This window comes from Sphingobium sp. SA916, from assembly GCF_002894065.1.
Lineage (GTDB): Bacteria > Pseudomonadota > Alphaproteobacteria > Sphingomonadales > Sphingomonadaceae > Sphingobium > Sphingobium fuliginis.
The window spans coordinates 39,689-63,588 of record NZ_LXYF01000027.1 but is presented as its reverse complement, the minus strand read 5'-3'; the positions used below and the strand labels follow the sequence as shown (position 1 = coordinate 63,588).

Sequence of the window (23,900 nt, the reverse complement as noted above, 5' to 3'; positions counted from 1 at the left end):
TGACACCTTACAGTAGCTTTCATTGCACTATTTCAAACGCATTGGCAAATAAAGAATGCCGCGAGGCGGCAGAAATCGCCGCCTCGCGCATGCCCGATCAGACGAGCCCTTCGGCCTTGAGTGCTGCGCCAACCGACGGGCGCTGCGCGATCCGGCCGCAATAAGCACCAAGGTTGGGATAGGCGCTCATGTCGATCCCGACATGGGCCGGCCAGCCCAGCATCACGAACAGATAGATGTCGGCGACGCTGAATTCAGAACCGGCATAGTGTTCCTTGTCCAAAAGTTCCTTGTCCAGCGCACCCAGATGATTCTTGACGGCGGTCGAGGCCGCGAGCTTTGCTTCGTCGCTGCTGCCGGGTGTGAAAAGCGGTACGAACGCCTTGTGGAATTCCGACCCCAGAAAACTCAGTCGGCTGATCAGGCGGTAACGCTCCAACGTGCCATCACGAGGCGCCAGGGCCGCGTCTGGCTTCTGATCGGCGATGTAGAGCAGGATCGCAGGATTTTCAGTCAGGGTTTCGCCACTGTCGAGGGTCAGCGCAGGAACTTTGCCTGACGGATTGACCGTCAGGAAATCGTCTCCGGTCTCTACCTTGCGGGTCGCCAGATCGACCTTCACCGCATCGAACGCCGCACCGGTTTCGCGCAGGGCAATATGCGGTGCGAGCGAGCAGGCACCAGGGCTAATGAACAGCTTCATGGATAGTCTCCTTTTGGGCAAACCAGGAAATGCGGGATCGGCTCAGATCGGGGTCGCCAACAGGGTGGCGATTCGCAGCGTGTCGTAGATGCAGGTCCGGCTCTTCAGACGAACGGTTCCACCGCTAAGATCGAACCAGTCGACATATTTGCCGGCATTGTAGATACGCGTTTCACCATCGTTACGGGTCTGGAAGACGACATAGCTGGCTTCAGCAGAAACCTGGTTGCCTTCCGCGCCGGTGATCACCGCACGCCCGATCAGGTGCCGGTTGAAATGTTCGGGGAAGACGTTTGCCTTGCGCAGCGCGACAACCCGATCCGCCAGCATCCCTTTGCTGTCGCAATACATCACAGCTGCGGGCAAGCCGTTATCGACATTCTCGCGCGCGATCACCTGGTACAGGCAATCGTCAACGAACAGCGTAGGCCATTGCTCGAGCCGGTCATCATCAAGGCAAAGCCCGTAAGCCGCGTTGAAATCGTCGATCGCACTTTGCGCGACTTGCGCTACTTCGGCTGCAACGCTCATGCCCGGCCCTCCGCTGCGAGATCGGCCAAGGCATTGCCCATCAGCCCGAGATAGCCCTTCCAGAACCCGCGCACGGAATTTTCATCCATACCCATCGGGGCGTATGACGGTCGGACATCGTCCCCGCCCATCTCGACAAAGCTGCGCTTGCCTTCGGCACCGATCGTGCCCTGCTGGCACAGTTCGACCGCTTCGCCGTCTTCCATCGAAATCAACCCAGACGGTCCAACCAGGTTGAGGTTGCGAAGGCGGTGGCGAGTCGTTTCATCATCATCGTCGGCATAGCCGAAATAGGTCCAGACCAGCTCGGTCTTGTCGGTCCCGTGGGGCACGATCTGCCTGGTGGCGAGGGTGTTCTGGATCTGCTGGACAACGACAGACGGGAAGATCGACTGGATGTGCAGTCCGACATCATCAGCGATCTCCGGGCGGAATGCCAGCAGGCGCTCGTCCTGCAACTTGGCCTCACCCTGCATCTCGCGGTTGGCCTCGTCACCGAACGAGCCGTAGTCGACATCGCCCTTGGGCTTAGACACGGTAAAGACGGTGTGGTAGCCCTCGTCCGAAACCAGACCCGCGCTTTCCTGGCTCTGGCGGTAGATGCCGAAAGTGGGATAGAACAGGTGCAACAGACCGCCGTGGTAGCTGTCACGACTGTTTTCCGAATAGAGCTTCCAGTTGCCGGCCATGAACTGTCGCGCATAGCCCAGAACCTTGACCGGGCGCTGGAAGACGCGCTGAATGTATTTGCGCATCACTGGACCCAGAAAGTCGTCGAGCGGGGCGATGGTCGGGTTGAAGGTGCCGAACACGAGGCCGCCGAATGTCTCGACCCGCAACCGCTCCAGCGAATGCTCGGCCATATTGAATTCCTTCGAATAGCCGCCCACGCCTTTCAGCCCCCGCCGGAACGGCACGCCGACAAGCGCACCGGTCGCGTCGTAGGCCCACTGGTGATAGACGCAGACGAACGCCCCGTCGGCCTGGTTGCCACGCAGCGAGCGGCACACGGTTGCGCCCTTGTGGGCGCAGCGATTTACCCAGGCATGGATGGTGCCATCGGTTGCCCGCGTCACCACCACCGGAGTATTGCCGACATGGGTCGAACGGAAATCGCCGCTGTTGGCCAGCTCGGCTTCGAGGCCGAGGTAGCACCAGGTCTGTCCGCGAAAGATGTTTTCCTGTTCGGCAGTGAAGATCGCTTGGCTGTGATAGACTGCGTAATCGACCGCAGTCGGCTCCGACCCCGCGGCGACGGGCATGGTTTCGGCGTTCATGGTCTTCTCCCTAAGATTGTTCGAAACCGCGGCCCGAAGCGAGTCGTCCGCAAGTGCGCATCGCGCTCAGCATCATCGCGGCATCGGCCTTGCCGGTACCGACGATGTCGTAGGCGGTGCCATGGGCCACCGACATATGCAGGTACGGAGGCCCCATGATGATCACGCTGTTGCCCGAAAAGCCCCAGGTCTTGACCGCGATGTGGCCCTGATCGTGGAACATCGCCAGGACCATGTCGTAGCGACCCTCAATGCAGTGGCGGAAGACCGAGTCAGGCGCGATAGGCCCTTCGACATCGATGCCCCTTGCCCGCGCGGCTTCAATCCCAGGCGCAATTTCAAGGCGATCCTCGTCGCCCATGGCATGTGGGTTGAGACCGGCAACCGCGATCCGCGGTTGGGCGATGCCCCACGATTGCATGGCCTCGTGCAGTTGCCCCACCGCCGTGGCGACGAGATCGGCTGAAATGACGTCGATCACTTGCCGCAGCGACATGTGGTCGGTGAGATGCGCAACCCTGAGCGGCCCGGTCAGCAGCACCAGATAGCTTTCGCCCGGGGTCGGGCTGATGACCCTGTCGAGCTTCTTGGCCAGTTTAAGCGAACCAGTGCTGATCGGCCCCATGATCGTGGCGGCGAAAGAACCGTCGCGGGCCAACGCGTCGAGCTCATCCAGCCATTGCGCGGTGGCGTGCCCGGCGGCCTCGGTGTCCTCGCCCAGGGGCAGAACGCCACCGGGCAGCGCGCCGGTATCGATGACGTCGATGATCGCGGGATCGTCGCTGGGTTTTTCGAAGCCGCGCATCACCCGCAGCCGTGCCTTGGTGCCAGTGAAATCGAGCGCCCGCTCTACCGCCGCAGCAGACCCGACCAGCACGGGGATCGAATCCGTGTGTACGGCACCGTCGGCCAGCGCCCTGACAGCCACTTCGGGTCCGATCCCGGCGGGATCACCGATCATCGTCCCCACGACGGGGCGCACCCGCTCAGAGGCTGTAGACATCGGCTACTTCTTGGAACAGATCGGTGACGACGACCGTCTTCTTGCGGCGGATCACGAACGAATCATCCCGAGGTTCGAGATCATAGAAGGCCCACCCGCTGAGAGTGGCGACTTTGCCTTCCAGCACCGAAACCGTGGTCCAAGACGTCCGCGCATGCACCTGGCCATCGCTCTCCTCAGCAGACAGCAGGGAGAACTGGTGAACCGTGCGTGGCTGCGGCGTGCTCGCCGCCGAGCGCCGGGTCCTGATCCGGAACACCCGATCCTCAAGCCCGCCCCGGTTCGGATAGTAGATCAGCGAGACTTCGTTCTGCGGATCCGCAGTCGGCCGTTCGTGATCGTCCCAGGCTGGAACCCAGTATTCCGCCTCTTCGTGATAGAGCGCCAGCCAGACATCCCAGTCCTTGTCGTCAAGCGCCATAGCTTCCTGACCGATGAAGCGGGAAACCGCCAGCCAGCGCGAATGGAATGCGGTCATCGTGCCTTCTCCAGCGAACGCTCAAGGAAGGCGGCAAGCTCGCTGCACTCGCTGTCGATGGCCTTTTCCATGAGCGTGAGCCATTCGTCATGGATCGCCACATAGAGGCCTTCGTCGGCAACCGCCGGGCTGCTCAGCACCACATTGAAATCGAGCGGCTCGCCGAACTTGCCCGGGCCGGTGTCCCAGCGCGTCGAACCGCGCGACATCTCGTTGTAGCGGCCTTCGCCGGCGCCATACCCGGTCTGGCAGTTGTTGAATTCGGTCAGGTCGTCCGGGGTCGCCATGCCGGTCGAATTGAAGAAATCCTCATACTGACGCAGCCGCAGGGCCCGCGCCTCGGGGCTTTCGCCGACCGGGGCGATGCACACCGTGCTGACTTCGGTCTCATCAACGGCCAGCGGCTGGATGATGCGGATCTGCGTGCTGGTCTGGTCCATCAGGAAGACGTTGGGAAACAGCTGCAGGTTACGGATGCGCTTGTTCATCCACTTGGCCTTTTCGGCGCCGTAGGACTCTTCGAGCCAGTCGATGATCTCGAAATTGGGGCGATCCATGAAGTTGGCATAGTCGGCCCACAACACCGTGTGTCCGTTGTGGAACGAGAACGACCCGCCATCGCGCGCGGTGAAGCCATTGAAGCTAATCGCCTTGGTTTCGTTCTTCGAAATGCCTTCGACGCGGCGCTGAACCGTCATGAAGTAGTTGGCATGCGTGGTCATGACGTGATAGCCGTCGAGCCCGTTCTCGACCTGCATCTTCCAGTTGCCGTGATAGCGGTAGCGGTTGGTTCCGGGCAAAACTTCCATTGCGCCGGACTTCGACTGGTTCACCAGGATATCGATGAAATCCCGCGCGCCGGCGAGGTGATCGACCAGCGGGACGACATCGGCGGAGAGGCTGGCAAAAATGAAGCCGCGGTAGCTTTCCACCCGGGCGACCGGTTGAAGCCCGAAATCGGCGCGATTGAATGCCTCCGGATAGCCCCCGATGCTCTCATCGGTGACGTCTAGCAGGTCGCCCCCGGACGAGAACGTCCAACCATGAAACGGGCACATGTGGTTGCGCTTGTTGCCAGCCCGCTCGCGGCACAGGCGCGCGCCACGGTGCGAACAGGCATTCACGAAGGCGCCGACATCGCCGGACTTGTCGCGGGTCACAAGGATGGGGACGCGGCCGATTTTCGTGGTGATGAAATCGTTCGGCTTGGAAACCTGGCTCTCGTGCGCGAGGTAGACCCAGTTCCGCTCGAAGATGTACTTCATCTCGAGCTCAAACAGCGCAGCTTCGGTGAAAGCGGCGCGGTCCAGCTGGAAGATCCCGCGCTCGTGATCCTTCTTGAGCCAAGCGCGCATGCGCCCTTTCAAGCCCTGCAAGTCGGCAATCCTGCCGCCGATTTTATCATTGAGTTCCATCGATCCTCTCCCGTTCTGTGCGTCGGGCACCCAATACCATCCGCGAATCAACCGCAGATGGCACACGGTGATTACCTCATCCCATCATTTCGTGCAACGTATTGCACAATGAAAAACGTTCTGGTAGGTCGTGGGTCAGAAATGGCTGAAACCGGCGGCTCGAATCGAAGCAAGGTTGCCAGCAAATCGCAAAATGGCCCTGTTTTGGGGTGAATTGGGAGAGTTTGAACTATGTCGGTCGTCACCGAACTCGGCTATCTTGGTCTTTCCGTTTCCGATCTCGCTGCCTGGCGCGCTTACGCCGCCGAAGTCGCCGGCATGGAAGTCGTCGATGAAGGCGAAGGGGATCGGCTCTATCTGCGGATGGACCTTTGGCATCACCGCATCGTTCTGCACGCTGATGGCAGCGATGACCTGGCCTACATGGGCTGGCGCGTGGCCGGGCCGCAGGAATTCGCCGCGATGCAGGAAAAGCTGAGCGCGGCGGGAATCCCCTTCACCGTGGGCACCGAAGCCGACGCGCGCGAGCGCCGCGTTCTCGGGCTACTCAAGCTGGCCGATCCGGGCGGCAATCCGACCGAGATCTTCTTCGGCCCCCAGGTCGATACGCACAAGCCGTTTCATCCTGGCCGTCCGATGTTCGGCAAGTTCCTGACCGGATCGCAAGGCGTTGGGCACTGCATTCTGCGCCAGGACGATGTCGAGGCGGCGGCTCGTTTCTATGAACTGCTGGGTCTGCGCGGTTCAGTCGAATACCACCTTCATCTGCCGAACGGCATGGTTGCCCAGCCCTACTTCATGCACTGCAACGAACGACAGCATTCTGTTGCTTTCGGTCTTGGGCCGATGGAAAAGCGCATCAATCACCTGATGTTCGAATACACCGAACTCGATGATCTCGGCATGGCCCATGACGTTGTGCGTGCGAAGAAGATTGACGTCGCGCTCCAGTTGGGCAAGCACGCCAATGACCAGGCCCTGACGTTTTACTGCGCTAACCCGTCGGGTTGGCTGTGGGAATTTGGCTGGGGTGCGCGCCAGGCGCCGAGCCAGCAGGAATACTACACCCGTGACATCTTCGGTCATGGCAACGAGGCTGCCGGTTACGGAATGGACGTTCCGCTGCTGTGACAATCTCCATGTAAATCAATTCTTGACAGGGAAACAACCCCATCATGTCGAACCAATTGCGCCTTTGTGAAGTTGCCGGCGTAAAAGACGGCGAGCCGGTCGCGGCGTTCGCCGAAGGAATGCCGGCCCTCGCAGTATATAATGTTGATGGCGAGATTTTCGTTACCGACAATCTTTGCACTCACGGCAATGCCATGCTGACCGACGGATATCAGGATGGCGACATCATCGAGTGTCCGTTCCATGGCGGCTCGTTCGACATCAAGACCGGCGCAGCCAAGGCCTTTCCCTGCCAAGTGGCGATCGCGTCCTATCCGGTCGAAATCGAGGATGGCTGGGTCTGCATCACGAAGCCCGAAGGAGCAGCCTGATGGGCCTTCCCACCCTTGAGCAGATGCAGTTTCAGCATGCCGCTGCGCAGGTCAATGCGCTTCACGCGGAACTGATCGATGACGACCGGTTGGAAGAATGGCCCGACCTGTTCGAGGAAAATTGCCGATACAGTGTGATCTCTGCGGAGAACCACAATCGTTCGCTGAATCTGGCCGCGGTGTTCTGCGACAGCCGCGGCATGCTGGTCGATCGCATCGTGTCTTTGCGCCGCGCCAACATTTTTCCCGCGCACAGCTACCGGCATATTCTCGGTCCGACCCGCGTGAAGTCGACGAGCGGGCAGATCGTCATCACACAGACCAACTATGTGGTCCTGATGACGCGCAACGACGGTCAGACGTCGATCTACAATTCCGGAAAATATGTCGATCAAATCGACGTTTCCGGGGCTGCCCCGCGCTTCCTTTCCAAGACCGCGATCTTCGACACCCACCTCATCGATACGATGATGGTCCGCCCGATCTAGCTGCAAAGTTGAAAGCACCCAATCATGTCCATTGCCCAGCAACAAGACACCTTGGATCAAGCCCCGTCCACTGCCGGATGCCGGGTTCCGTACCGCGTTTTCACCGATCGCCAGTACTATGATCGCGAACAGGAGAAAATTTTTAAGGGTGACTGCTGGTCCTTCGTCGGACTTGAAGCTGAAGTTCCGAAGGCAGGTGATTTCAAATCGACCTTCGTGGGCGAAACGCCGGTGATCCTCACGCGCGACAGCGACGGCTCGGTGCATGTCGTGGTCAATCGCTGCGCCCATCGCGGTGCCCTGGTCTGCCGCGAAATGCGCGGCAACCGCTCAAGTCTGGAATGCGTCTACCACCAGTGGGCCTACGACCTGAAGGGTAACCTGATCGGCGTGCCCTTCCGCCGCGGCCTCAAGGGGCAAGGCGGGATGCCGGGCGATTTTGACATGAGCCAGCACAATCTGAGACAGTTACGCACCGAATCGGTCAACGGTCTGGTCTTCGCTTCTTTCTCCGAAACGGTTGAATCCTGCCGTGATTTCCTCGGTCCGATCGTGGTCGAGCAGATCGAGCGGATCATGTGCAAACCCGTCACCGTTCTGGGCGACCAGCGCCAGCGCATCCGCGGGAATTGGAAGCTTTACGCGGAGAACACCCGCGATCCCTACCACGCGAGCCTGCTGCACCTATTCCACAACACGTTCGGTCTGTATCGCTCAACCCAGACCGGTAAGGCGCTTATGGATGCCAACAAACGCCACTCGCTGCTCTATTCGATCGCGGCTAGCAACGACGATGCCGCCGACAAGCAGGCCTACGGCGATTCCCGCACCTTCGACACCGAATTCAAGCTGCAGGACATGTCGCTGCTGAAAGGTCGGCAGGAGTTCGCGGACAATGTCACTCTGGTGATCCTCGCGGTCTACCCCAACCTCGTCCTCCAGCAGATCCAGAACACGCTCGCCGTACGCCAGACCGTGACTTACGGCCCAGACGAATTCGAATTGGTCTGGACCCATTTCGGCTACCAGGACGACGACGAGGAAATGCAGGCCATCCGGCTCAAACAGGCTAACCTGATCGGACCTGCAGGGCTCATTTCGATGGAAGACGGCGAAGCGGTGGAGATCGTCCAGAACGCCATCGTCGGCGAGGCAAGCGCGACGTCCTACATCGCGATGGGTGGCGGTCGAGCCGAGGATGCCGACCATCTCGTCACCGAGGGCGCGATCATCGGCTTCTGGGACAATTATCGCAAAATGGTCGGCTTTGAGGTGGAACCGGCATGACCCGCACGATCGACTTCTACTTCGATTTCATCAGCCCGTTCAGCTACCTTGCCCAGCTCAAGCTGCCGGAGATCGCGCGGGTAGCGGGAAGCACGGTGGAATACTGGCCGATTGACATTCCTGAAGCCAAAATTGCCGCCGGCAACTATGGCCCGTCCAATCGCGAAGTCTTGCCCAAGATCAAGGTCATGAAGGCAGACCTTGAGCGCTGGGCCGAACGTTATGGGGTGCCCCTCACCTTTCCGGCGAGCTTCGCTTGCGCAGACTGGAATTGCGCGGTGCTGTTCGCCCGCGAGCACGGTAAGGCCGAGGCATTTGTGACCGATGCCTACCGCCGGATCTGGGGCCAGGGGATCGACCCGGGCGACCGCAACGAGCTGGCCGCATGCGCCACAGCAGCTGGTCTCGACGCCGAAGCGCTGATTGCCTTCGTCGAGTCGCCGACTGGCCAGAACGAATATCGCAAGGCCCGGAGCCAGGCGATCCAGCGCGGCGTGTACGGTGCGCCGCTGATGTTCGTTGACGACCAGATTTTCTGGGGAAATGACCGATTGGATTTTCTTGCCGAGTATTTGAACAAGTCAAAATAAAAAATTCGATTACACAAGGGGGGATACGTGAAAAAGCAGGACTGCTATTTTGTCGCTTTGTTGGGAGTGACCGCGCTGACGCCGCAGATGGCCTTAGCACAAGACATCACAAGCGAAACGGACGAGTCCCAGGCTGCAAGCACAGGCCTAGGTGACATTATCGTCACCGCCACTCGGCGCGAGGCCAAGCTGCAAACCGTGCCGGTTGCAGTTACTGCGGTTACCGGCGATGCTCTTGCTTCCGCCGATGTTTCAACGGTCCGCTCCCTCACTCAGGTTGTGCCGGGCTTCATCGGCAGCCGTAATATGGGTGTCTTCCAGCCGGTCGTACGCGGCGTCGGCTCAACCGGCATTTCGGTTGGTGATGAACCCAATATCGCAACCTACATCGACGGCGTCTACCAACCGGAATCGGCCGCCAACTGGATCGACCTGGTCGAGGTCGAGCGGGTCGAGGTGCTGCGCGGGCCGCAGGGCACGACCTTCGGTCGCAATGCCACCGGCGGACTGATCAACGTCATCACCCCCGATCCCAGCTTCGACTTCCGCGGCAAGGCTTCGCTGCGCGTGGGCCGGATGAGGCGCGATGCCGGCGATTACGATGCCCGGCTCTATTTCACCGGGCCAATGAGCGACAAGGTCGCGGCTGACTTTGCCGCGCTTTTCCGCAAAAACGATGGCTATATCGACGATCTGGTCCGCGGCGGCACACTTGGCAACCAGCGCGTCATCGACCTGCGCAGCAAGTTGCTGTTCAAGCCGACCGACAATTTCAAGGTGGTCCTGACCGGGGAATACTTCAATCAGGAAAGCACGACCAATTCGCCGCAACCGCTGGACGGCAACACCGCGGGCCGCAACTGGCCGGGCGTGATCGTACCGACCGATGCCTGGCAGGCGTCGTTGACCGAGGTTCCGCTGCTCAACCTCACACGGTGGAGCGCGGCACTGCACACCCGGCTCGATCTGGGTAGCGTCCTGCTTGAAACCACCACCGGTTTTCTCAACCTGCGCTGGCGGCAGACCACCGATGGCGATGCCTCGAACATCAATCTTTCGAACTTTCCGGCAGTGTTTGAATCGGAGTCGGGCAGTCAGGAAATCAAGCTGAGTTCGGCCAATCCCGGCCGCTTCCAGTGGCTGGTCGGCGGGTACTTCTACCAGTTCGGCGGTGGTGCCCCGGTCCTCGAGCCTTGGACCACCACCAACCCGGCTCTGCCCCTGGGAGGGCCGTCGTTGACACCCAAGCTTGATGGACGCTCATTCGCGGGCTTTGCCGAAGGCACCTATGAGGTTCAGCCGAAGCTGTTCCTCACTCTTGGCGGGCGTTACACTACCGAGACGCGCTGGTTTAGCCAAACCAACAATGGAGTATTGCTGGTCGATGACGTTTCAAAAACGTTCAACAAGTTCAACTACAAAGTCGGTGTCCGTTATGAGGTGACCGACAAGACCAACGTCTACGCCACCTACAGCACCGCGTTCAAGAGCGGGGTATACAACATGGCGGGAATCAGCGGCACCCCGGTCAACCCGGAGAACATCAAGGCGGCTGAATTCGGGATTAAGTCCGATCCGCTGGACTGGCTGCGCACCAACCTAGCCGCCTATTATTACGACTACAAGGGCCTCCAACTTCAGTCGAAGGCTCCGACCGGTCCCGGATACATCCTGCAGAATGCAGCCAACGCCGAAATCTATGGCGGCGAGTTTGAGACCATCATCAATCCGGTCCGCGACCTAAGGCTGCGTGCGGCGGTTGCCTATACCCATGCCCGCTATAAGGATTTCCCCAACGCCCAGGGCTTTACGCCGATCGTGAATGGCAACGGCAACTACGTCGGCAACGTGGCTGCTCCCTACGATGCTTCAGGCAAGGTCATGACCCGGGCGCCCGAATGGTCGGGCAATGTGGGGTTTGATTGGAGCCATGACGTCGGCAACGGGCGCGTCACTCTGGCAGGAAATCTGCTGTGGAGTTCGAGGGTATATTACGACTTCGCCAACATATTCTCGCAACGCCCCTACACCCTGTCCAACCTCTCGATCAATTGGCAGCCTGGAAGCGAAGCCTTCAAGGTCGGCCTGTGGGTGACGAACCTGACCAACGAGAAGGTGCTGCAAACCGTGCGCCCCGGAACGTTGGGCACCGACGGGTTCTATGAACAACCTCGTAAGATTGGAATGACAATCGAGGCCAAGTTGTAAAGTGACAAAACAAAAGGGAGAATGCCAATGACAAACCGATCTTTCAATTTCCGGAAGGTCGTCCTGCGCGCCAGCGCCTCGGCGATCGTCGGATCAATCGGGCTCGCACCGATGGCGGCGCATGCGCAGGACGCCGCAGCAAGTGAGCCTCAGGCTGAGGAGCAACATACCGGCGGTCTAGGTGAAATCATCGTGACTGCGCGCAAGCGGGCCGAGAACCTGCAGGAAACGCCGGTCGCGATCACAGCGATGACCGGGGCGATGCTGGAAGAAAAGCAGATCGTCAACGTTGCGGAAGTCGCCAAGTTCGCGCCGAACGTCAGCATCTCGCCGGTAGCCAACCTCTCCGGTTCCAGTGCCTCGATCACCGCGTTCATCCGCGGCGTGGGCCAGACCGATTTCAATATCACGGTCGACCCGGGCGTGGGCGTCTATGTCGATGGCGTCTATGTTGCCCGCTCGGTCGGTGCGCTGCTCGACATGGCCGACGTTTCGAGCGTGCAGGTCCTGCGCGGGCCCCAGGGCACGCTGTTCGGGAAGAACACCATCGGCGGCGCGATCGTCGTCAATTCCGTCGAACCTCAGAACGAGTTCGACATGAAGCTCGAAGCGGCAACCGGACGGTTCAACCGCGCCGATTTCAAGGGCATGATCAACGTGCCTCTGAGCGACAATCTCGCAATGCGCGCGGTTGCTTCCTATGAAACCCGCGACGGCTATCAGAAGCGTTTGTTCGACGGCGGCCGCCAGGGCAACAAGGACAGCTTCGGCGGACGCATTGCGTTCAAGTGGGAGCCGACCGATAAACTGACCGTCAACCTGAGCGGGGATATCAACATCCGCCGCGAGGCGGCAGCTGCCTCTACTCTGGTAGACCTGTTTGAATCGCCGAACCTGCTGCAGGTCGTACAGTTGAATGGTCGGAGCGTGGTTTTCCCCAGTGCGACCTATGCCTGGAACAAGCTTCGTGGCGGCGCCGGTGCTTGCGGTGCGGATGGCCAGCTAGCGCCGGTCAACAATCCAAGCTGCGCCACCAAGCAGTGGATCACGGGCGATATCGACACGACCTGGTCTGATGGCAAGAACCAGTCAGATTTCGACCTGTGGGGCACTACGCTGACGATGGATTATGATTTCGGCGACATCAACCTGAAGTCGATCAGCGCCTACCGTGATCAGAAGGCCACGACTGTGTGGGACTTCGACGCCACACCGCATCCCTACCTTGAGTCGACCAACAACATTGACCTCTGGCAGGCCTCGCAGGAACTGCAATTGACCGGCAGCATCCTGAACGATCGCGTGAAGTTCGTTCTGGGTGCCTTTTACCTGAAGGAAAAAGGCCAGGACAAGAATGACCTGCACTTTGGCTTTGCCGATTTCCTCAGCGGTGGCAAGATCGATAACGACAGCTATGCCAGCTATCTGCAGGCGACCTTCAAAGTGACCGATCGGTTCTCGATTACGCCGGGTATCCGCTATACCAATGAGACCAAGCGTTTTGATCCCTCGTTCCAGACGATCTACAACGATTACACAGTTCCGCTGGGGCAGGCCGGCATCATTCCATACCCGCAAGGCGTGTTCGTTGCATTCAGCCAATGCGTAACCGGCCAGCCGGTTCCCTTGCTGGTGACCGATCCGACGAGCCCGCTGTTCGGCTTCCCGCTGCCTGGAGGCTGCGCACCAGCCGCCACAAACCCTGGTGGAAACCACACGATGCCGGCGGTCCAGGTTGCCGCCAAGGCCAAGGAATGGACGCCGGCAATTTCGGCTGACTACAAGATCACTGACGATATCCTTGTCTATGCCTCCTATTCCAAGGGTTTCAAGAACGGCGGATTCACGCAGCGGATCTTCCCGGCTGAACAGGTTGCGCCGTCGTTCAGGCCCGAATTCGTGGAATCATACGAACTCGGCCTCAAGACCGAGCTGCTGGATCGCCGTCTGCGCCTGAACCTCGCCGCGTTCATGTCAAACTACGATGACATCCAGGTCGTCGTCAGCGAAGGCATCGCCCCCCGGGCACGAAACGCCGGTACCGGCCGGATCAAAGGCTTTGAAGTCGAAGGCGAGGCGGCTCCGACCGATTGGCTACGCCTGACCTTCGGCGTTGGCTATCTTGATGCCTATTACCGCTCCATTGATCCGTTCGCGTTCCCCGTGAACCTGAACTCGAAGTTCGCCTTCGTGCCGGAATGGACCGGATCGGCCTCGTTCAATGCCGACGTCTATGAAGGCGACATGGGCAAACTGACTCTGCGCGGCGACTGGTCGTACCAGAGCGAAACCTTCAAGGATGCGATCAACAGCCCGCAACTGCGCCAGCCTGGCTACAGCGTGTTCGGTGCCAGTGCTTCGTTCACCGAGAAGAGCGAGCACTATACGGTGACCGCTGGCGTGACCAACCTGACGGACAAACGCTATATCCAGGGCGGTTTCGTTGATCCCAACGTCGCTGGAACAGCGGTGGCAACCTATTCACGCCCGCGTGAATGGTTCCTCAAGCTCGCCTATAAGTACTGACACTTACCACTCCTGAGGGCGGCGGTCCGCCGCCGCCCTCAACCTTCTGGTGGCACCGACCAAGAACCTGCCAGACACCTCGCCGTCTAATTTGGTATCGGCAACTTGTCTTGGGGCCAAAGGAGCAACGACTTGACCGTTACGATCCCCCCGCTCGAGCGCAGCGATTTCCTGACCGGCCAGCCGCTTGTCGACGGCACCGAGATCTGTGCCGACTCTACCTACGCGGTCACTAACCCGGCAACCGGAAAAACGCTGGCGAATGTCGTCAAGCTGGGCGCTGCCCAGACGCACCGGGCAATTGAAAGCAATTCCCGCGCCTTCATCGATTGGCGCAAGCGGCCCGCTCAGGAACGCGCGCGCGTGCTGCATGACTGGCTGGCGCTGGTCCGGCTCCATCGCCACGATCTTGGTTTGCTGATGACCGCCGAACAGGGCAAACCGCTGGCCGAAGCGCTGGGCGAGGTCGATTACGCCGCAAGCTTCATCCAGTGGTTCGCCGAAGAGGCGCGCCGTGTCTATGGCGAGGTCATTCCGGCCAGTTCCGAGCGGCGGATTATCGTGATCCGTCAGCCGGTCGGCGTGGCTGGCGCCATTACGCCGTGGAACTTTCCCGCCGCGATGATCACCCGCAAGGTCGCGCCTGCACTGGCGGCGGGCTGCACCGTGACCCTCAAACCGTCCGAACTCACCCCGCTGACCGCTTGCGCTCTGGCAAAGCTCGCTCTCGAAGCGGGCATTCCGCCCGGCGTGTTCAACGTGGTCTGCGGGGATGCACCCGCGATCGGATCGGTCCTGACCAGCCATCCCGATGTCACCAAGTTCACTTTCACCGGTTCGACCGCGGTTGGCAAGCTGCTGACTGCGCAATGCGCCACCACCCTGAAACGGGTTTCGATGGAACTGGGCGGCAATGCCCCGCTGCTAGTGTTCGACGATGCCGATCTCGATCAGGCGGTCGAGGGGGTGATCGCATCGAAATTCCGTAACACCGGACAGACCTGCGTTTGCGCCAACCGGATCCTGGTGCAGAGCGGCATTCATGACCGCTTCGTCGAGGCGCTGGCCGCCAGGGTCTCCGCGTTCCGGGTCGGCAACGGCCTTGAAGGTGCAACCGACCAGGGACCGTTAATCACCGCATCAGCCTTGGCCAAGGTTCACGGGCATGTCGCCGACGCCGTGGCGCAAGGTGCCCAGCTGGTCACAGGCGGCAAGGGACACGAGGCCGGAGAGCTGTTCTTCCAACCAACTGTTCTGACCGGAGCGAGCCCGGCGATGCGGCTAGCGGACGAGGAGACTTTCGGGCCGGTTGCCCCGGTGTTCCGTTTCGAAACCGAGGTCGAAGCGCTGACGCTTGCCAACGCCACGCGCTCGGGGCTGGCGGCCTATGCCTTCACCCGCGACATTGACCGCGCCTGGCGGGTTTCCGAAGGACTTGAGACCGGGATGGTCGGCTTAAACAGCGGCATCGTCTCGACCGAGACCGCACCGTTTGGCGGCATCAAGGAATCGGGACTTGGCCGAGAAGGTTCGCGACACGGTATTGAAGAATTCTTGGAGATGAAGACCATCAGTGTTGGGGTCCGGAATGAGAGTCCGGTGTAAGCGGAATGCGGTCCCGAGGAGTCAAGATTTTCGTTGCTCAATGCGGAATGCATTGTATGATGTCGGCAAAAGAGTGGGAGACGGAATTCAGCATGCCCTTCAGGGTTAGGCCTTATGCGACCTTGACCGCCCAGAACGCGCAGGAAAGTCTCCTGCCGTGAAGCGCATGGTCGTGGGGATGACCGGCGCAACCGGCTCGGTCTATGGCCTTCGCCTGCTTGAGCTACTGCGCGAGACGGGCGGTTGGGAAACCCATCTGGTGATGTCTCCGGCGGCGCTGCTCAACATTCGCGAGGAACTGCCCGAAGGCAAAGCCCGGCTCGAAGCACTGGCCGATGTGGTGCACAACGTCCGCAACGTCGGCGCCTCGATCGCCAGCGGTTCGTTCGTGTGCGAAGGCATGGCGATCGCGCCCTGTTCGATGCGCACGCTGGGCGCGGTGGCGCACGCCCTGTCCGACAACCTCATCACCCGTGCGGCCGACGTGATGCTGAAGGAACGGCGCCGCCTTGTGATGATCACCCGCGAAGCGCCGCTCAACCTGGCGCACCTGCGCAACATGACGACCTGCACTGAAATGGGGGCAGTGATCTTCCCCCCGGTGCCGGCTTTCTATGCGCGGCCGACCTCGCTGGCCGAGGTAGTCGATCACAGCTGCATGCGGATACTGGATCTGTTCGGGCTTCATTTGAAGTCGGAGAAACGCTGGCAAGGCCTTAGCAAAGAGGCTGCAAGCCTTGTTTCGGGTGCTGGGCAAATGGAAGGGAATTGAGAATGGCGTGGGATGTCAGCCGTCGCACCGTCGTGAGCGGTGGCGCCGTGGGTGCTGTCGTTGCCGGTCTGGGAATCGGCCGCAGCGCTTTTGCTCAGCGGCCGCGCAAGATCATCGTCATCGAAGAGACGCACGTTCCCGAAAGTCGACTATTTGCCGAAACCTTTATTAATTCGGGGCGCGCACCGCAGGTTGTCCGGATCGACCGGAGCTTCAACGGCCTGCTGCATGAACTTGAAGCGGTTGAAGGCGTGCTGGTCGGCCTTACTTCCGATCCCGCGGCGATGATCGCCGGGCAGATCCTTGTGGCCGGCGGCGCCCGCCCGCTACTGCAGTGGACCCATCAATACCGCAAGCTGCGCTGGGAACACCAGACTGTCGGCGCGCCAACGCTGCTTGCGCGGGCCAGCGTCGGCTGGCCCAGCGTTCTTGCCCACCACATGCAGGATGCGCTCGTCGGCGATCGCCAGGATGCCGAACTGCGGTGCCAGTCAGGACATTGCGGCCTCGATGGCAAGAGCCCCGGCATGCTGGTTTCATGGGCATTCGAAGTGGGAGTACAGCAGTCGTGAGTACGCGCATGCCACAAGGGGTCGACGCCGCAACCTTTACCAAGGCTCTGGACGAATTAGCGGTTATCGTCGGCAAGGAATGGGTCTTCGTCGATGAACTGCCGCTGTCGGCCTATCGCGACGCCTATTCACCGCTGGCCGATGGCGAGATGCTGCCCTCGGCTGCCGTGGCACCGGCCAACATGGAACAGATTCAGCAGGCACTGAAGGTATTCAACGCTTACAAGCTGCCGATCTGGACATTCGGCAACGGCCGCAATTTCGCTTATGGTGGCCCGGCCCCGCGCCAGTCCGGTTATGTCATGTTCGACCTCAAGCGTATGAACCGCATTCTCGAAGTCAACGAGAAATACGGCTATGCGCTGGTCGAACCAGGCGTTTCCTATTTTCAGCTTCACCGCCATCTGCGCAAGATCGGCAGCAAGCTTTGGGTCGATCCTGCGGCACCAGGTTGGGGCGGCGTCATGGGCAACGCGCTTGAACATGGCGCGGGTTACACCCCCTACGGCGATCACTTCGTCATGCAGTGCGGCATGGAAGTTGTCCTTGCCGACGGTAAGGTCGTCCGCACCGGTCAGGGCGCGATCGAGGGGTCGCAGCATTGGCAATCCACCAAGCATGCAGCCGGTCCGCATTTTGATGGCATGTTCACCCAGTCCAATTTCGGCATTGTTACCAAGATGGGTATCTGGTTGATGCCCGAACCGCCGGGCTACAAGCCGTTCATGATCACTTACGAGCGCGAGGAAGACCTTGCCGCAATCTTCGATGCGGTGCTGCCGCTGAAAATCAACCAGGTTATCCCGAACGCCGCTGTGGCGGTCGATCTGTTGTGGGAAGTGTCCGCCAAGACCACGCGTCGCCATTACTTCGACGGCAAGGGCCCTATCCCAGATTCGATCCGCAAGAAGATCGCGTCGGATCATGGCCTGGGCATGTGGAACTTCTACGCCGCGCTCTATGGTCCGCCGCCGGTCATCGAGAACAACTGGAAGCTCGTCGAGGAAGCGATGATGAGCATTCCGGGTGCCAAGCTGCACCTCAACCGCGATAACGATCCCGCCTGGGACTATCGCGTGCAACTGATGCGCGGCGAGCCGAACATGACCGAATTCAGCATTATGAACTGGATCGGCGGCGGCGGGCATATCAACTTCTCGCCGATCTCGGCACCCGACGGTAAGGAAGCGCTGAGCCAGTATAACCTGATCAAACAGCGCTGCCACGATTTCGGGTTCGACTATATCGGCGAGTTCCTGGTCGGCTGGCGCGACATGCACCACATCCTTATGATCATGTACGATCGCGCCGACGACGGCATGCGCAAGAGCGCCTATGACCTGTTCGGCAAGCTGGTAGACGAGGCAGCCGGTGCGGGCTTCGGCGAATACCGCACCCACCTCGCCTTCATGGACCAGATCGCCAAGACCTATAAGCACAACGATGGGGCGCTGTGGGACCTGCACCACCGTCTCAAGGACGTGCTCGACCCCAACGGCATCCTCTCCCCCGGCAAGCAGGGGATATGGCCCCAGGCGATGCGCAACCAAGCGTAATCACACGGCCGGCTGAACAAAGACTTCAAGGATTGACGACCATGACGCAAATTGAGCACTGGATTGGCGGCACCGCCGTGGCTGCAACGGGCGGGGCCTATTTCGACGATCTTAACCCGGTCGATGATTCGGTCTATTCCCGGGTTCCCGCCGGCACCGCGGAAGACGTGAACCGCGCCGTGGAGAACGCGCATCAGGCCTATCTCCAGCATCGCGATCTGCCCGCCGCAGTGCGCGAAGGGTGGATCGCGAAAGCCGCCGAAATCATGGAGCGCGATACCGCCAAATTCGCCGACGTGCTGGTCGACGAAATCGGTTCGCCGATCGCCAAGGCCGGGTTCGAAACCCGCTTCGCGGTCAGCTTCCTGCGCGCGGCGATCGGCGTGCCGCGCCGGATTCGGGGGGAAACGATCCCTTCGGACACCCCTGGGCGGTTCAGCATGAGCCTGCGCCAGCCGGTCGGTGTGGTCGCCGGGATTACCCCGTTCAACGTGCCGCTGATCAAGGGGATCAAACAGTCGGCCATGGCCCTGGCCACAGGCAACGCCTTCGTGCTGCTACCCTCGGAAGCCGCGCCAATGATCGCCGATCTGCTCGCTAAATTGTGGAAGGAGGCCGGCGTTCCCGACGGCTTGTTCAACGTGGTCTACGGCAATGGCGCGGAGATCGGCGACGTGCTGACCGGCCATCCCAAGGTCGCATCGATAACCTTCACCGGGTCCTCGCGCGTCGGCAAGCACATCGCCGAAATCGCGGCCCGCAACCTCAAGAAGTACACGCTGGAGCTGGGCGGCAAGAGCCCGCTGGTGATCTGCGCCGATGCCGATCTGGACAAGGCGGTCAACGCCGCGCTGTTCAGCATCTTCATGTACCAGGGCCAGGTCTGCATGGGGGCTTCGCGGATCTATGTGGAACAGTCGATCTTCGACCAGTTCGCCAAGGCCTTCGCCGCCGCGACAGGCCGCGCCAAGAGCGGCGACCTGCGCGATCCTACCACCATGCTGGGCCCGATAATTTCCGAACGCCAGCGCGACCGGGTCTGCCGCCACATCGACGATGCCCGGTCCAAGGGCGCAGAACTGCTAGCCGGTGCTGAGTGGAACGGAAACGTATGCTCAGCGACGGTACTGCGCGGCGTTACAGCCGAAATGACCGTGTTCGAGGAAGAGACCTTCGGCCCGGTCACCTCGCTCTTTCCGTTCAACACACTTGAGGAAGTGCTCGAACTCGCCAACAACACCGAATACGGCCTCAGCGCGTCGATCTTCACCCGCGATCTCGACAAGGCTCTGGCCTTTGCCCAACGTGCCGAAGCGGGGATGGTCCACATCAACGCGCCGACCCTTCACGACGAGCCCCACGTCCCGTTCGGCGGAACCAAAGCGTCAGGTTTCGGGCGCGAAGGGACCGAAGCCGATCTCGAGATCATGACCGAATGGAAATGGGTCACGATCCAGTCGGCGACTGAGGGCGGACACTGACAGGCGGGAACGAATGACCATGAACGATCTCCCTAACCGCGCCCGCTCGATCTCGTCGCTGCGCGACTTCCTCGAACTGCTCGAGGATGCCGGCCAGGCGATCACCTGGAGCGATGCGGTGATGCCCGAACCCGGCGTGCGCAACATAGCCGTCGCCGCATCGCGCGATGCCAACGGCGCGCCGGCGATCGTATTCGACAATATCACCGGTTACCCCGGCAAGCGCTTGGCGGTGGGCGTCCATGGTTCGTGGGACAATATCGCCCTGCTGCTGGGCCGACCTAAAGGCACGACCATCCGCGAGCTTTTCTTCGAGATCGCCGGCCGCTGGGGCGATCAGGAAGCGCAAATCAGCTTTGTCCCAGAAGCCCAGGCCCCGGTGCACGAATGCCGGATCGAACAGGACATCAACCTTTACGATGTCCTGCCGGTCTATCGGATCAACGAATATGATGGCGGGTTCTACATCGGCAAGGCCTCGGTCGCCTCGCGCGATCCGCTCGATCCAGACAATTTCGGCAAGCAGAATGTCGGCATCTATCGCCTGCAGATCCAAGGGCCGGACAGCTTCACCCTGATGACGATCCCCTCCCACGACATGGGACGTCAGATCATGGCGGCCGAACGGGAAGGCGTTCCGCTAAAGATTGCGGTCATGCTGGGTAATCATCCCGGCCTTGCGGTGTTTGCTGCCACCCCGATCGGCTACGAGGAATCGGAATATTCCTATGCCTCGGCGATGATGGGCGCGCCAATCCGGCTGACCAAATCGGGCAACGGGATCGACATCCTGGCCGACAGCGAAATCGTGATAGAGGCCGAACTGCAACTGGGTGAACGCGAGCTGGAAGGGCCGTTCGGCGAATTCCCCGGTTCCTACAGCGGCGTGCGCAAGGCGCCGATCTTCAAGGTCACGGCGGTGTCGCACCGGCGCGATCCGATCTTCGAGAACATTTACATCGGGCGCGGCTGGACCGAGCACGATACGCTGATCGGCCTGCACACCTCCGCCCCGATCTATGCCCAGCTGCGCCAGAGCTTCCCCGAAGTCACCGCGGTCAACGCGCTTTACCAGCACGGACTGACCGGGATCATCTCGGTCAAGAACCGCATGGCCGGCTTTGCCAAGACGGTCGCGCTGCGCGCGCTGAGCACGCCGCACGGCGTGATGTACCTCAAGAACCTGATTATGGTCGATGCCGATGTCGATCCGTTCGATCTCAACCAGGTGATGTGGGCGCTTTCGACCCGCACCCGTGCGGACGATATCATCGTGCTGCCCAACATGCCTGCCGTGCCGATCGATCCTTCGGCAGTGGTCCCGGGCAAGGGGCACCGCCTGATCATCGACGCGACCAGCTATCTCCCGCCCGATCCGGTGGGTGAAGCGCACCTTGTCACCCCGCCGACCGGGGACGAGATCGACGCCCTGAGCAAGCGGATCCGCGAAATGCAGCTGGGAGCCCTGTCATGACCACCACCGTCTGCGGGCGCTGCAAATCGAGCGGCGCTGTCACCGATCATCAGGGCAGGCAGGACGGCGCGGTCGTGTGGACGATCCTGCGCTGCCCGACCTGCAACTTTTCCTGGCGCGACAGCGAACCGGCCCGCGCTATCGACCCGGCTGTGCGCTCGGCCGATTTCGCCGTCGATGCCGGCGATCTCCAGCGTTATCCCAAGATTCTCCAGCAATAAGGCTCCCAACGCCATGATCGATCAAGCCCGCCAGACGGCCACGCTCGGCACCCTCGCCCAGGCACTCGGCAAGGCCGCCGTCGATACCAGCCCGCAGACCCTGGCCCGCTATGCTGTCCCAGGGATGGCACCGGCAGGCGTGGTGCTTCCGGCCGATGAAGCCCAGCTCGCCAAGGTGCTGGAAGCTGCGCGCACCAGCGGCGGTGTGGTCCAGACGGTCTGCAACGGCGCCTACGGACTTGAAAAAGCCGTACAGGACAAGGTGATCGTGCTTGACCTGCAGAAGATGAACAAGGTCCTCGAGGTCAATGACGAACTGGCCACCTGCCTTGTCGAACCGGGCGTCACCTTCCGCCAGCTCGATGCCCACATCAAGGAAAAGGGAATTAAGTTGTGGGTCGACTTTCCCGGCAATCCCGATGAAAGCGTGGCCGCCAGTTTCATCAACCGCCGCCCCGGCTACACCCCCTATTCCGATCATTTCCTGATGCAGTGCGGGCTCGAGGTCATGCTGGCTGATGGCAAGATGGTGCGCACCGGCATGGGCGCCATGCCCAAGAGCACCTGCTGGCAGCTGTTCAAGTTCGGCTATGGCCCTTGGGTCGATGGCCTGTTCACCCAGTCCGATTTCGGGGTGGTGACCAAGGTGGGCATGTGGATGATGCCGCAGCCCCCGGCGCACCAGACCTTCATGGTCTCGGTCCCCAAGGAGGACGATCTGGGCGCGTTGTTGGACGTGCTCGGGCCGCTCAAGCTCAACATGGTGGTGGCCAATGGCGTCGCGGTGGGCAATGCGCTCCACGAAGCGGCCCTGCTCGGCAAGCGCCGCGCCGATTTTGAGGGCCAGGGGCCGATGGCGGCAAGCGCGGTCAAGGCCGCTGGTGAGGTGCTCGGACTAGGCTACTGGAACCTTTACGGCTCGCTCTATGGCCTGCCCGGCAACGTCGCGATCCTGTGGGACATGGTCAAGGGCGCGTTCTCGTCGATCAGCGGCGCAAGGGTGATTACCGATGGCAAGGGCATCGATCCCAAGCTGTGGGCCTGGCGGATGGGCACTATGACCGGTGTGGTGGCCGATCCCCCGGCCAGGACAGCAGGCTGGAGCGGCGACATGGCGCTTACGGTCAACCCGGTCAGCCCTGTGGATGGCGAGGAAGCCGTCAAGCTCTATGAACTGTCGCGCGATATCTGTGCCAAAAACGGCTTCGACTTCGTTGGCGAAACCACCGCGATCTGGCGTTCGGCCAACCATCGCCAGGTGCTGCCCCATGCCGCCGGGAAGGGCGAGGATGCGGTACGGGCCAAGACCTGCGCCGAAGCCCTGATCGCCGCGCAGGCCGAGGCCGGCTTCGGCCAGATCCTGACCGACCCCGGGCTGGGGGCGGCGGTTGCCAAGACCTATGAAAAGGGTGGCCGCTCGGCCCTGCATGCGCGGGTCAAGCAGGCGCTTGATCCCAACTCGATCTTTGCCTCGGTCTGAGCCGATGCGTCGCCATGCCTGCGGAGGTAAAATGAATAAGTTCCTCGCCCTTTCGCTTTTCGCTGCACTTGCTGCCTGTTCGTCCGCACAAGGCGAATCAGTGGTGGACGGTGCGGAGAATTATGAGCGTTACTGCGCAGGTTGCCACAACCCCGGCCCGGGCCACGGTGGCACCATGCTGCTGGCCGAAAAAGGTGCTCCGGTGCCTTCGCTCATCGGTCGCAAGGACTTAGATTACGATTACCTACATTCGGTCGTTCGCCAGGGCCTGATCGAAATGCCGCCGTTCCGACCGACCGAATTGTCGGACGCGGAGATCAAGCAGATCTACGATCACATCGTGGCGCAGAAGCTTCCCCCCGCAAAGGCCGAACCCGCCAAAAACAAGGCACTTTGAGGTCAAATCAAGCTGGGCGGAAAAGGTCGACAGGGTTCGTAAGGCTGAAATTGCTAGGGTGCCAACGGAGTATGCGGATAGCTGGTTGCTTTGGTGAGCACGCACCTTGTGTTTGATAGTCGTCATTATCGATAGCTACGGTACACAAGTGATCGCTTAGTTACGCTGTTGTCTGGTTCCGCTCGCCGCACCACAAAAGCGCTTTCGGTCCAGCTTTCCTCGCTGGCCCGGTTGGCCTTGTGCTCGGCAGCGTAGCCTTCCTGGGAATTTCAGCTCGCTACAACCGCATGCGGGTATTTGCGTGGATTGTTTCACTTTCAGTCTTATCGCCCAA

22 protein-coding genes are annotated in these 23,900 nt (G+C 60.8%); 16 read left to right on the top strand and 6 right to left on the bottom strand.

Features of this window, described 5'->3' with window-relative positions; translation table 11 throughout:
- Nucleotides 1-97: 97 nt before the first annotated feature.
- Genes gstA through A8G00_RS06705 form a run of 6 tightly spaced genes read right to left on the bottom strand, consistent with a single transcriptional unit; the run spans nt 98 to nt 5,407 of the window.
- Complete coding sequence (gstA, locus tag A8G00_RS06730) at nt 98-703, bottom strand: glutathione transferase GstA (RefSeq protein ID WP_008828134.1); 606 nt, start codon at nt 701-703, stop codon at nt 98-100.
- A 42-nt stretch (nt 704-745) separates the two neighbouring features.
- Complete coding sequence (locus tag A8G00_RS06725) at nt 746-1,234, bottom strand: aromatic-ring-hydroxylating dioxygenase subunit beta (protein WP_008828133.1); 489 nt, start codon at nt 1,232-1,234, stop codon at nt 746-748.
- Nucleotides 1,231-2,511, bottom strand: coding sequence for a Rieske 2Fe-2S domain-containing protein (locus A8G00_RS06720; RefSeq protein WP_008828132.1), 1,281 nt, complete (start codon nt 2,509-2,511; stop codon nt 1,231-1,233). Before A8G00_RS06720 ends, A8G00_RS06725 begins: the two co-directional genes overlap by 4 nt.
- A 10-nt stretch (nt 2,512-2,521) precedes the next feature.
- Nucleotides 2,522-3,472 (bottom strand): PdxA family protein, encoded by a 951-nt coding sequence (locus A8G00_RS06715; protein WP_253257935.1) that lies wholly within the window; start codon nt 3,470-3,472, stop codon nt 2,522-2,524.
- A 25-nt stretch (nt 3,473-3,497) separates the two neighbouring features.
- A complete protein-coding gene (locus tag A8G00_RS06710; RefSeq protein WP_103000335.1) occupies nt 3,498-3,992 on the bottom strand; it encodes an aromatic-ring-hydroxylating dioxygenase subunit beta in 495 nt (164 codons plus the stop codon).
- A complete protein-coding gene (locus tag A8G00_RS06705) occupies nt 3,989-5,407 on the bottom strand; it encodes a Rieske 2Fe-2S domain-containing protein (protein ID WP_103000334.1) in 1,419 nt (472 codons plus the stop codon). Before A8G00_RS06705 ends, A8G00_RS06710 begins: the two co-directional genes overlap by 4 nt.
- Before the next feature lie 231 nt (nt 5,408-5,638).
- On the opposite strand from A8G00_RS06705, the gene bphC reads away from it, so the two are divergent.
- The 16 genes from bphC to A8G00_RS06625 all read left to right on the top strand — a co-directional run bounded on the left by bphC (nt 5,639) and on the right by A8G00_RS06625 (nt 23,566).
- Complete coding sequence (gene bphC, locus A8G00_RS06700; protein WP_103000333.1) at nt 5,639-6,538, top strand: biphenyl-2,3-diol 1,2-dioxygenase; 900 nt, start codon at nt 5,639-5,641, stop codon at nt 6,536-6,538.
- Nucleotides 6,539-6,582: 44 nt separating this feature from the next.
- Entirely contained in the window at nt 6,583-6,909 is a 327-nt protein-coding gene (locus A8G00_RS06695) for a non-heme iron oxygenase ferredoxin subunit (RefSeq protein WP_008828127.1), read from the top strand.
- A complete protein-coding gene (locus A8G00_RS06690; protein WP_103000332.1) occupies nt 6,909-7,397 on the top strand; it encodes an aromatic-ring-hydroxylating dioxygenase subunit beta in 489 nt (162 codons plus the stop codon). The genes A8G00_RS06695 and A8G00_RS06690 overlap by 1 nt, the downstream gene beginning before the upstream one ends.
- Nucleotides 7,398-7,421: 24 nt before the next feature.
- Nucleotides 7,422-8,684, top strand: a complete 1,263-nt coding sequence (locus A8G00_RS06685) for a Rieske 2Fe-2S domain-containing protein (protein WP_103000331.1) — start codon at nt 7,422-7,424, stop codon at nt 8,682-8,684.
- Nucleotides 8,681-9,274 carry a 2-hydroxychromene-2-carboxylate isomerase gene (locus A8G00_RS06680; protein WP_061939266.1) on the top strand — a complete coding sequence of 198 codons (594 nt, stop codon included), beginning with the start codon at nt 8,681-8,683 and terminating at the stop codon, nt 9,272-9,274. The genes A8G00_RS06685 and A8G00_RS06680 overlap by 4 nt, the downstream gene beginning before the upstream one ends.
- 27 nt (nt 9,275-9,301) lie before the next feature.
- Nucleotides 9,302-11,482, top strand: coding sequence for a TonB-dependent receptor (locus A8G00_RS06675; protein ID WP_061939268.1), 2,181 nt, complete (start codon nt 9,302-9,304; stop codon nt 11,480-11,482).
- A 27-nt stretch (nt 11,483-11,509) separates the two neighbouring features.
- Nucleotides 11,510-14,008: a TonB-dependent receptor gene (locus A8G00_RS06670; RefSeq protein ID WP_061939270.1), complete on the top strand. Its 2,499-nt coding sequence runs from the start codon at nt 11,510-11,512 to the stop codon at nt 14,006-14,008.
- 132 nt (nt 14,009-14,140) lie between these two features.
- Nucleotides 14,141-15,613 (top strand): NAD-dependent succinate-semialdehyde dehydrogenase, encoded by a 1,473-nt coding sequence (locus A8G00_RS06665; protein ID WP_061939273.1) that lies wholly within the window; start codon nt 14,141-14,143, stop codon nt 15,611-15,613.
- A gap of 166 nt (nt 15,614-15,779) precedes the next feature.
- Nucleotides 15,780-16,385 carry a UbiX family flavin prenyltransferase gene (locus A8G00_RS06660; protein ID WP_235600877.1) on the top strand — a complete coding sequence of 202 codons (606 nt, stop codon included), beginning with the start codon at nt 15,780-15,782 and terminating at the stop codon, nt 16,383-16,385.
- Between the two features lie 2 nt (nt 16,386-16,387).
- Nucleotides 16,388-16,957, top strand: a complete 570-nt coding sequence (locus tag A8G00_RS06655; RefSeq protein ID WP_061939277.1) for a hypothetical protein — start codon at nt 16,388-16,390, stop codon at nt 16,955-16,957.
- An 8-nt stretch (nt 16,958-16,965) separates the two neighbouring features.
- Nucleotides 16,966-18,513, top strand: coding sequence for an FAD-binding protein (locus A8G00_RS06650; RefSeq protein ID WP_082718778.1), 1,548 nt, complete (start codon nt 16,966-16,968; stop codon nt 18,511-18,513).
- Nucleotides 18,514-18,554: 41 nt separating this feature from the next.
- Entirely contained in the window at nt 18,555-19,994 is a 1,440-nt protein-coding gene (locus A8G00_RS06645) for an aldehyde dehydrogenase family protein (protein WP_008828117.1), read from the top strand.
- 19 nt (nt 19,995-20,013) lie between these two features.
- Nucleotides 20,014-21,468 (top strand): non-oxidative hydroxyarylic acid decarboxylases subunit C, encoded by a 1,455-nt coding sequence (locus A8G00_RS06640; protein WP_226869789.1) that lies wholly within the window; start codon nt 20,014-20,016, stop codon nt 21,466-21,468.
- Nucleotides 21,465-21,689: a non-oxidative hydroxyarylic acid decarboxylases subunit D gene (locus A8G00_RS06635; protein WP_008828115.1), complete on the top strand. Its 225-nt coding sequence runs from the start codon at nt 21,465-21,467 to the stop codon at nt 21,687-21,689. Before A8G00_RS06640 ends, A8G00_RS06635 begins: the two co-directional genes overlap by 4 nt.
- Nucleotides 21,690-21,702: 13 nt before the next feature.
- Entirely contained in the window at nt 21,703-23,169 is a 1,467-nt protein-coding gene (locus A8G00_RS06630; protein WP_008828114.1) for an FAD-binding oxidoreductase, read from the top strand.
- Between the two features lie 31 nt (nt 23,170-23,200).
- The gene (locus A8G00_RS06625; RefSeq protein WP_008828113.1) at nt 23,201-23,566 is read left to right on the top strand and encodes a cytochrome c; all 366 of its coding nucleotides are present in this window, start codon (nt 23,201-23,203) and stop codon (nt 23,564-23,566) included.
- The last annotated feature ends 334 nt before the right edge of the window (nt 23,567-23,900 follow it).

Coding starts and splice junctions, on each gene's coding strand:
- gstA (WP_008828134.1), bottom strand. CDS start 703: ATGAAGCTGTTCATTAGCCCTGGTGCCTGCTCGCTCGCACCGCATATT.
- A8G00_RS06725 (WP_008828133.1), bottom strand. CDS start 1,234: ATGAGCGTTGCAGCCGAAGTAGCGCAAGTCGCGCAAAGTGCGATCGAC.
- A8G00_RS06720 (WP_008828132.1), bottom strand. CDS start 2,511: ATGAACGCCGAAACCATGCCCGTCGCCGCGGGGTCGGAGCCGACTGCG.
- A8G00_RS06715 (WP_253257935.1), bottom strand. CDS start 3,472: ATGATCGGTGATCCCGCCGGGATCGGACCCGAAGTGGCTGTCAGGGCG.
- A8G00_RS06710 (WP_103000335.1), bottom strand. CDS start 3,992: ATGACCGCATTCCATTCGCGCTGGCTGGCGGTTTCCCGCTTCATCGGT.
- A8G00_RS06705 (WP_103000334.1), bottom strand. CDS start 5,407: ATGGAACTCAATGATAAAATCGGCGGCAGGATTGCCGACTTGCAGGGC.
- bphC (WP_103000333.1), top strand. CDS start 5,639: ATGTCGGTCGTCACCGAACTCGGCTATCTTGGTCTTTCCGTTTCCGAT.
- A8G00_RS06695 (WP_008828127.1), top strand. CDS start 6,583: ATGTCGAACCAATTGCGCCTTTGTGAAGTTGCCGGCGTAAAAGACGGC.
- A8G00_RS06690 (WP_103000332.1), top strand. CDS start 6,909: ATGGGCCTTCCCACCCTTGAGCAGATGCAGTTTCAGCATGCCGCTGCG.
- A8G00_RS06685 (WP_103000331.1), top strand. CDS start 7,422: ATGTCCATTGCCCAGCAACAAGACACCTTGGATCAAGCCCCGTCCACT.
- A8G00_RS06680 (WP_061939266.1), top strand. CDS start 8,681: ATGACCCGCACGATCGACTTCTACTTCGATTTCATCAGCCCGTTCAGC.
- A8G00_RS06670 (WP_061939270.1), top strand. CDS start 11,510: ATGACAAACCGATCTTTCAATTTCCGGAAGGTCGTCCTGCGCGCCAGC.
- A8G00_RS06660 (WP_235600877.1), top strand. CDS start 15,780: ATGGTCGTGGGGATGACCGGCGCAACCGGCTCGGTCTATGGCCTTCGC.
- A8G00_RS06655 (WP_061939277.1), top strand. CDS start 16,388: ATGGCGTGGGATGTCAGCCGTCGCACCGTCGTGAGCGGTGGCGCCGTG.
- A8G00_RS06650 (WP_082718778.1), top strand. CDS start 16,966: ATGCCACAAGGGGTCGACGCCGCAACCTTTACCAAGGCTCTGGACGAA.
- A8G00_RS06645 (WP_008828117.1), top strand. CDS start 18,555: ATGACGCAAATTGAGCACTGGATTGGCGGCACCGCCGTGGCTGCAACG.
- A8G00_RS06640 (WP_226869789.1), top strand. CDS start 20,014: ATGAACGATCTCCCTAACCGCGCCCGCTCGATCTCGTCGCTGCGCGAC.
- A8G00_RS06635 (WP_008828115.1), top strand. CDS start 21,465: ATGACCACCACCGTCTGCGGGCGCTGCAAATCGAGCGGCGCTGTCACC.
- A8G00_RS06630 (WP_008828114.1), top strand. CDS start 21,703: ATGATCGATCAAGCCCGCCAGACGGCCACGCTCGGCACCCTCGCCCAG.
- A8G00_RS06625 (WP_008828113.1), top strand. CDS start 23,201: ATGAATAAGTTCCTCGCCCTTTCGCTTTTCGCTGCACTTGCTGCCTGT.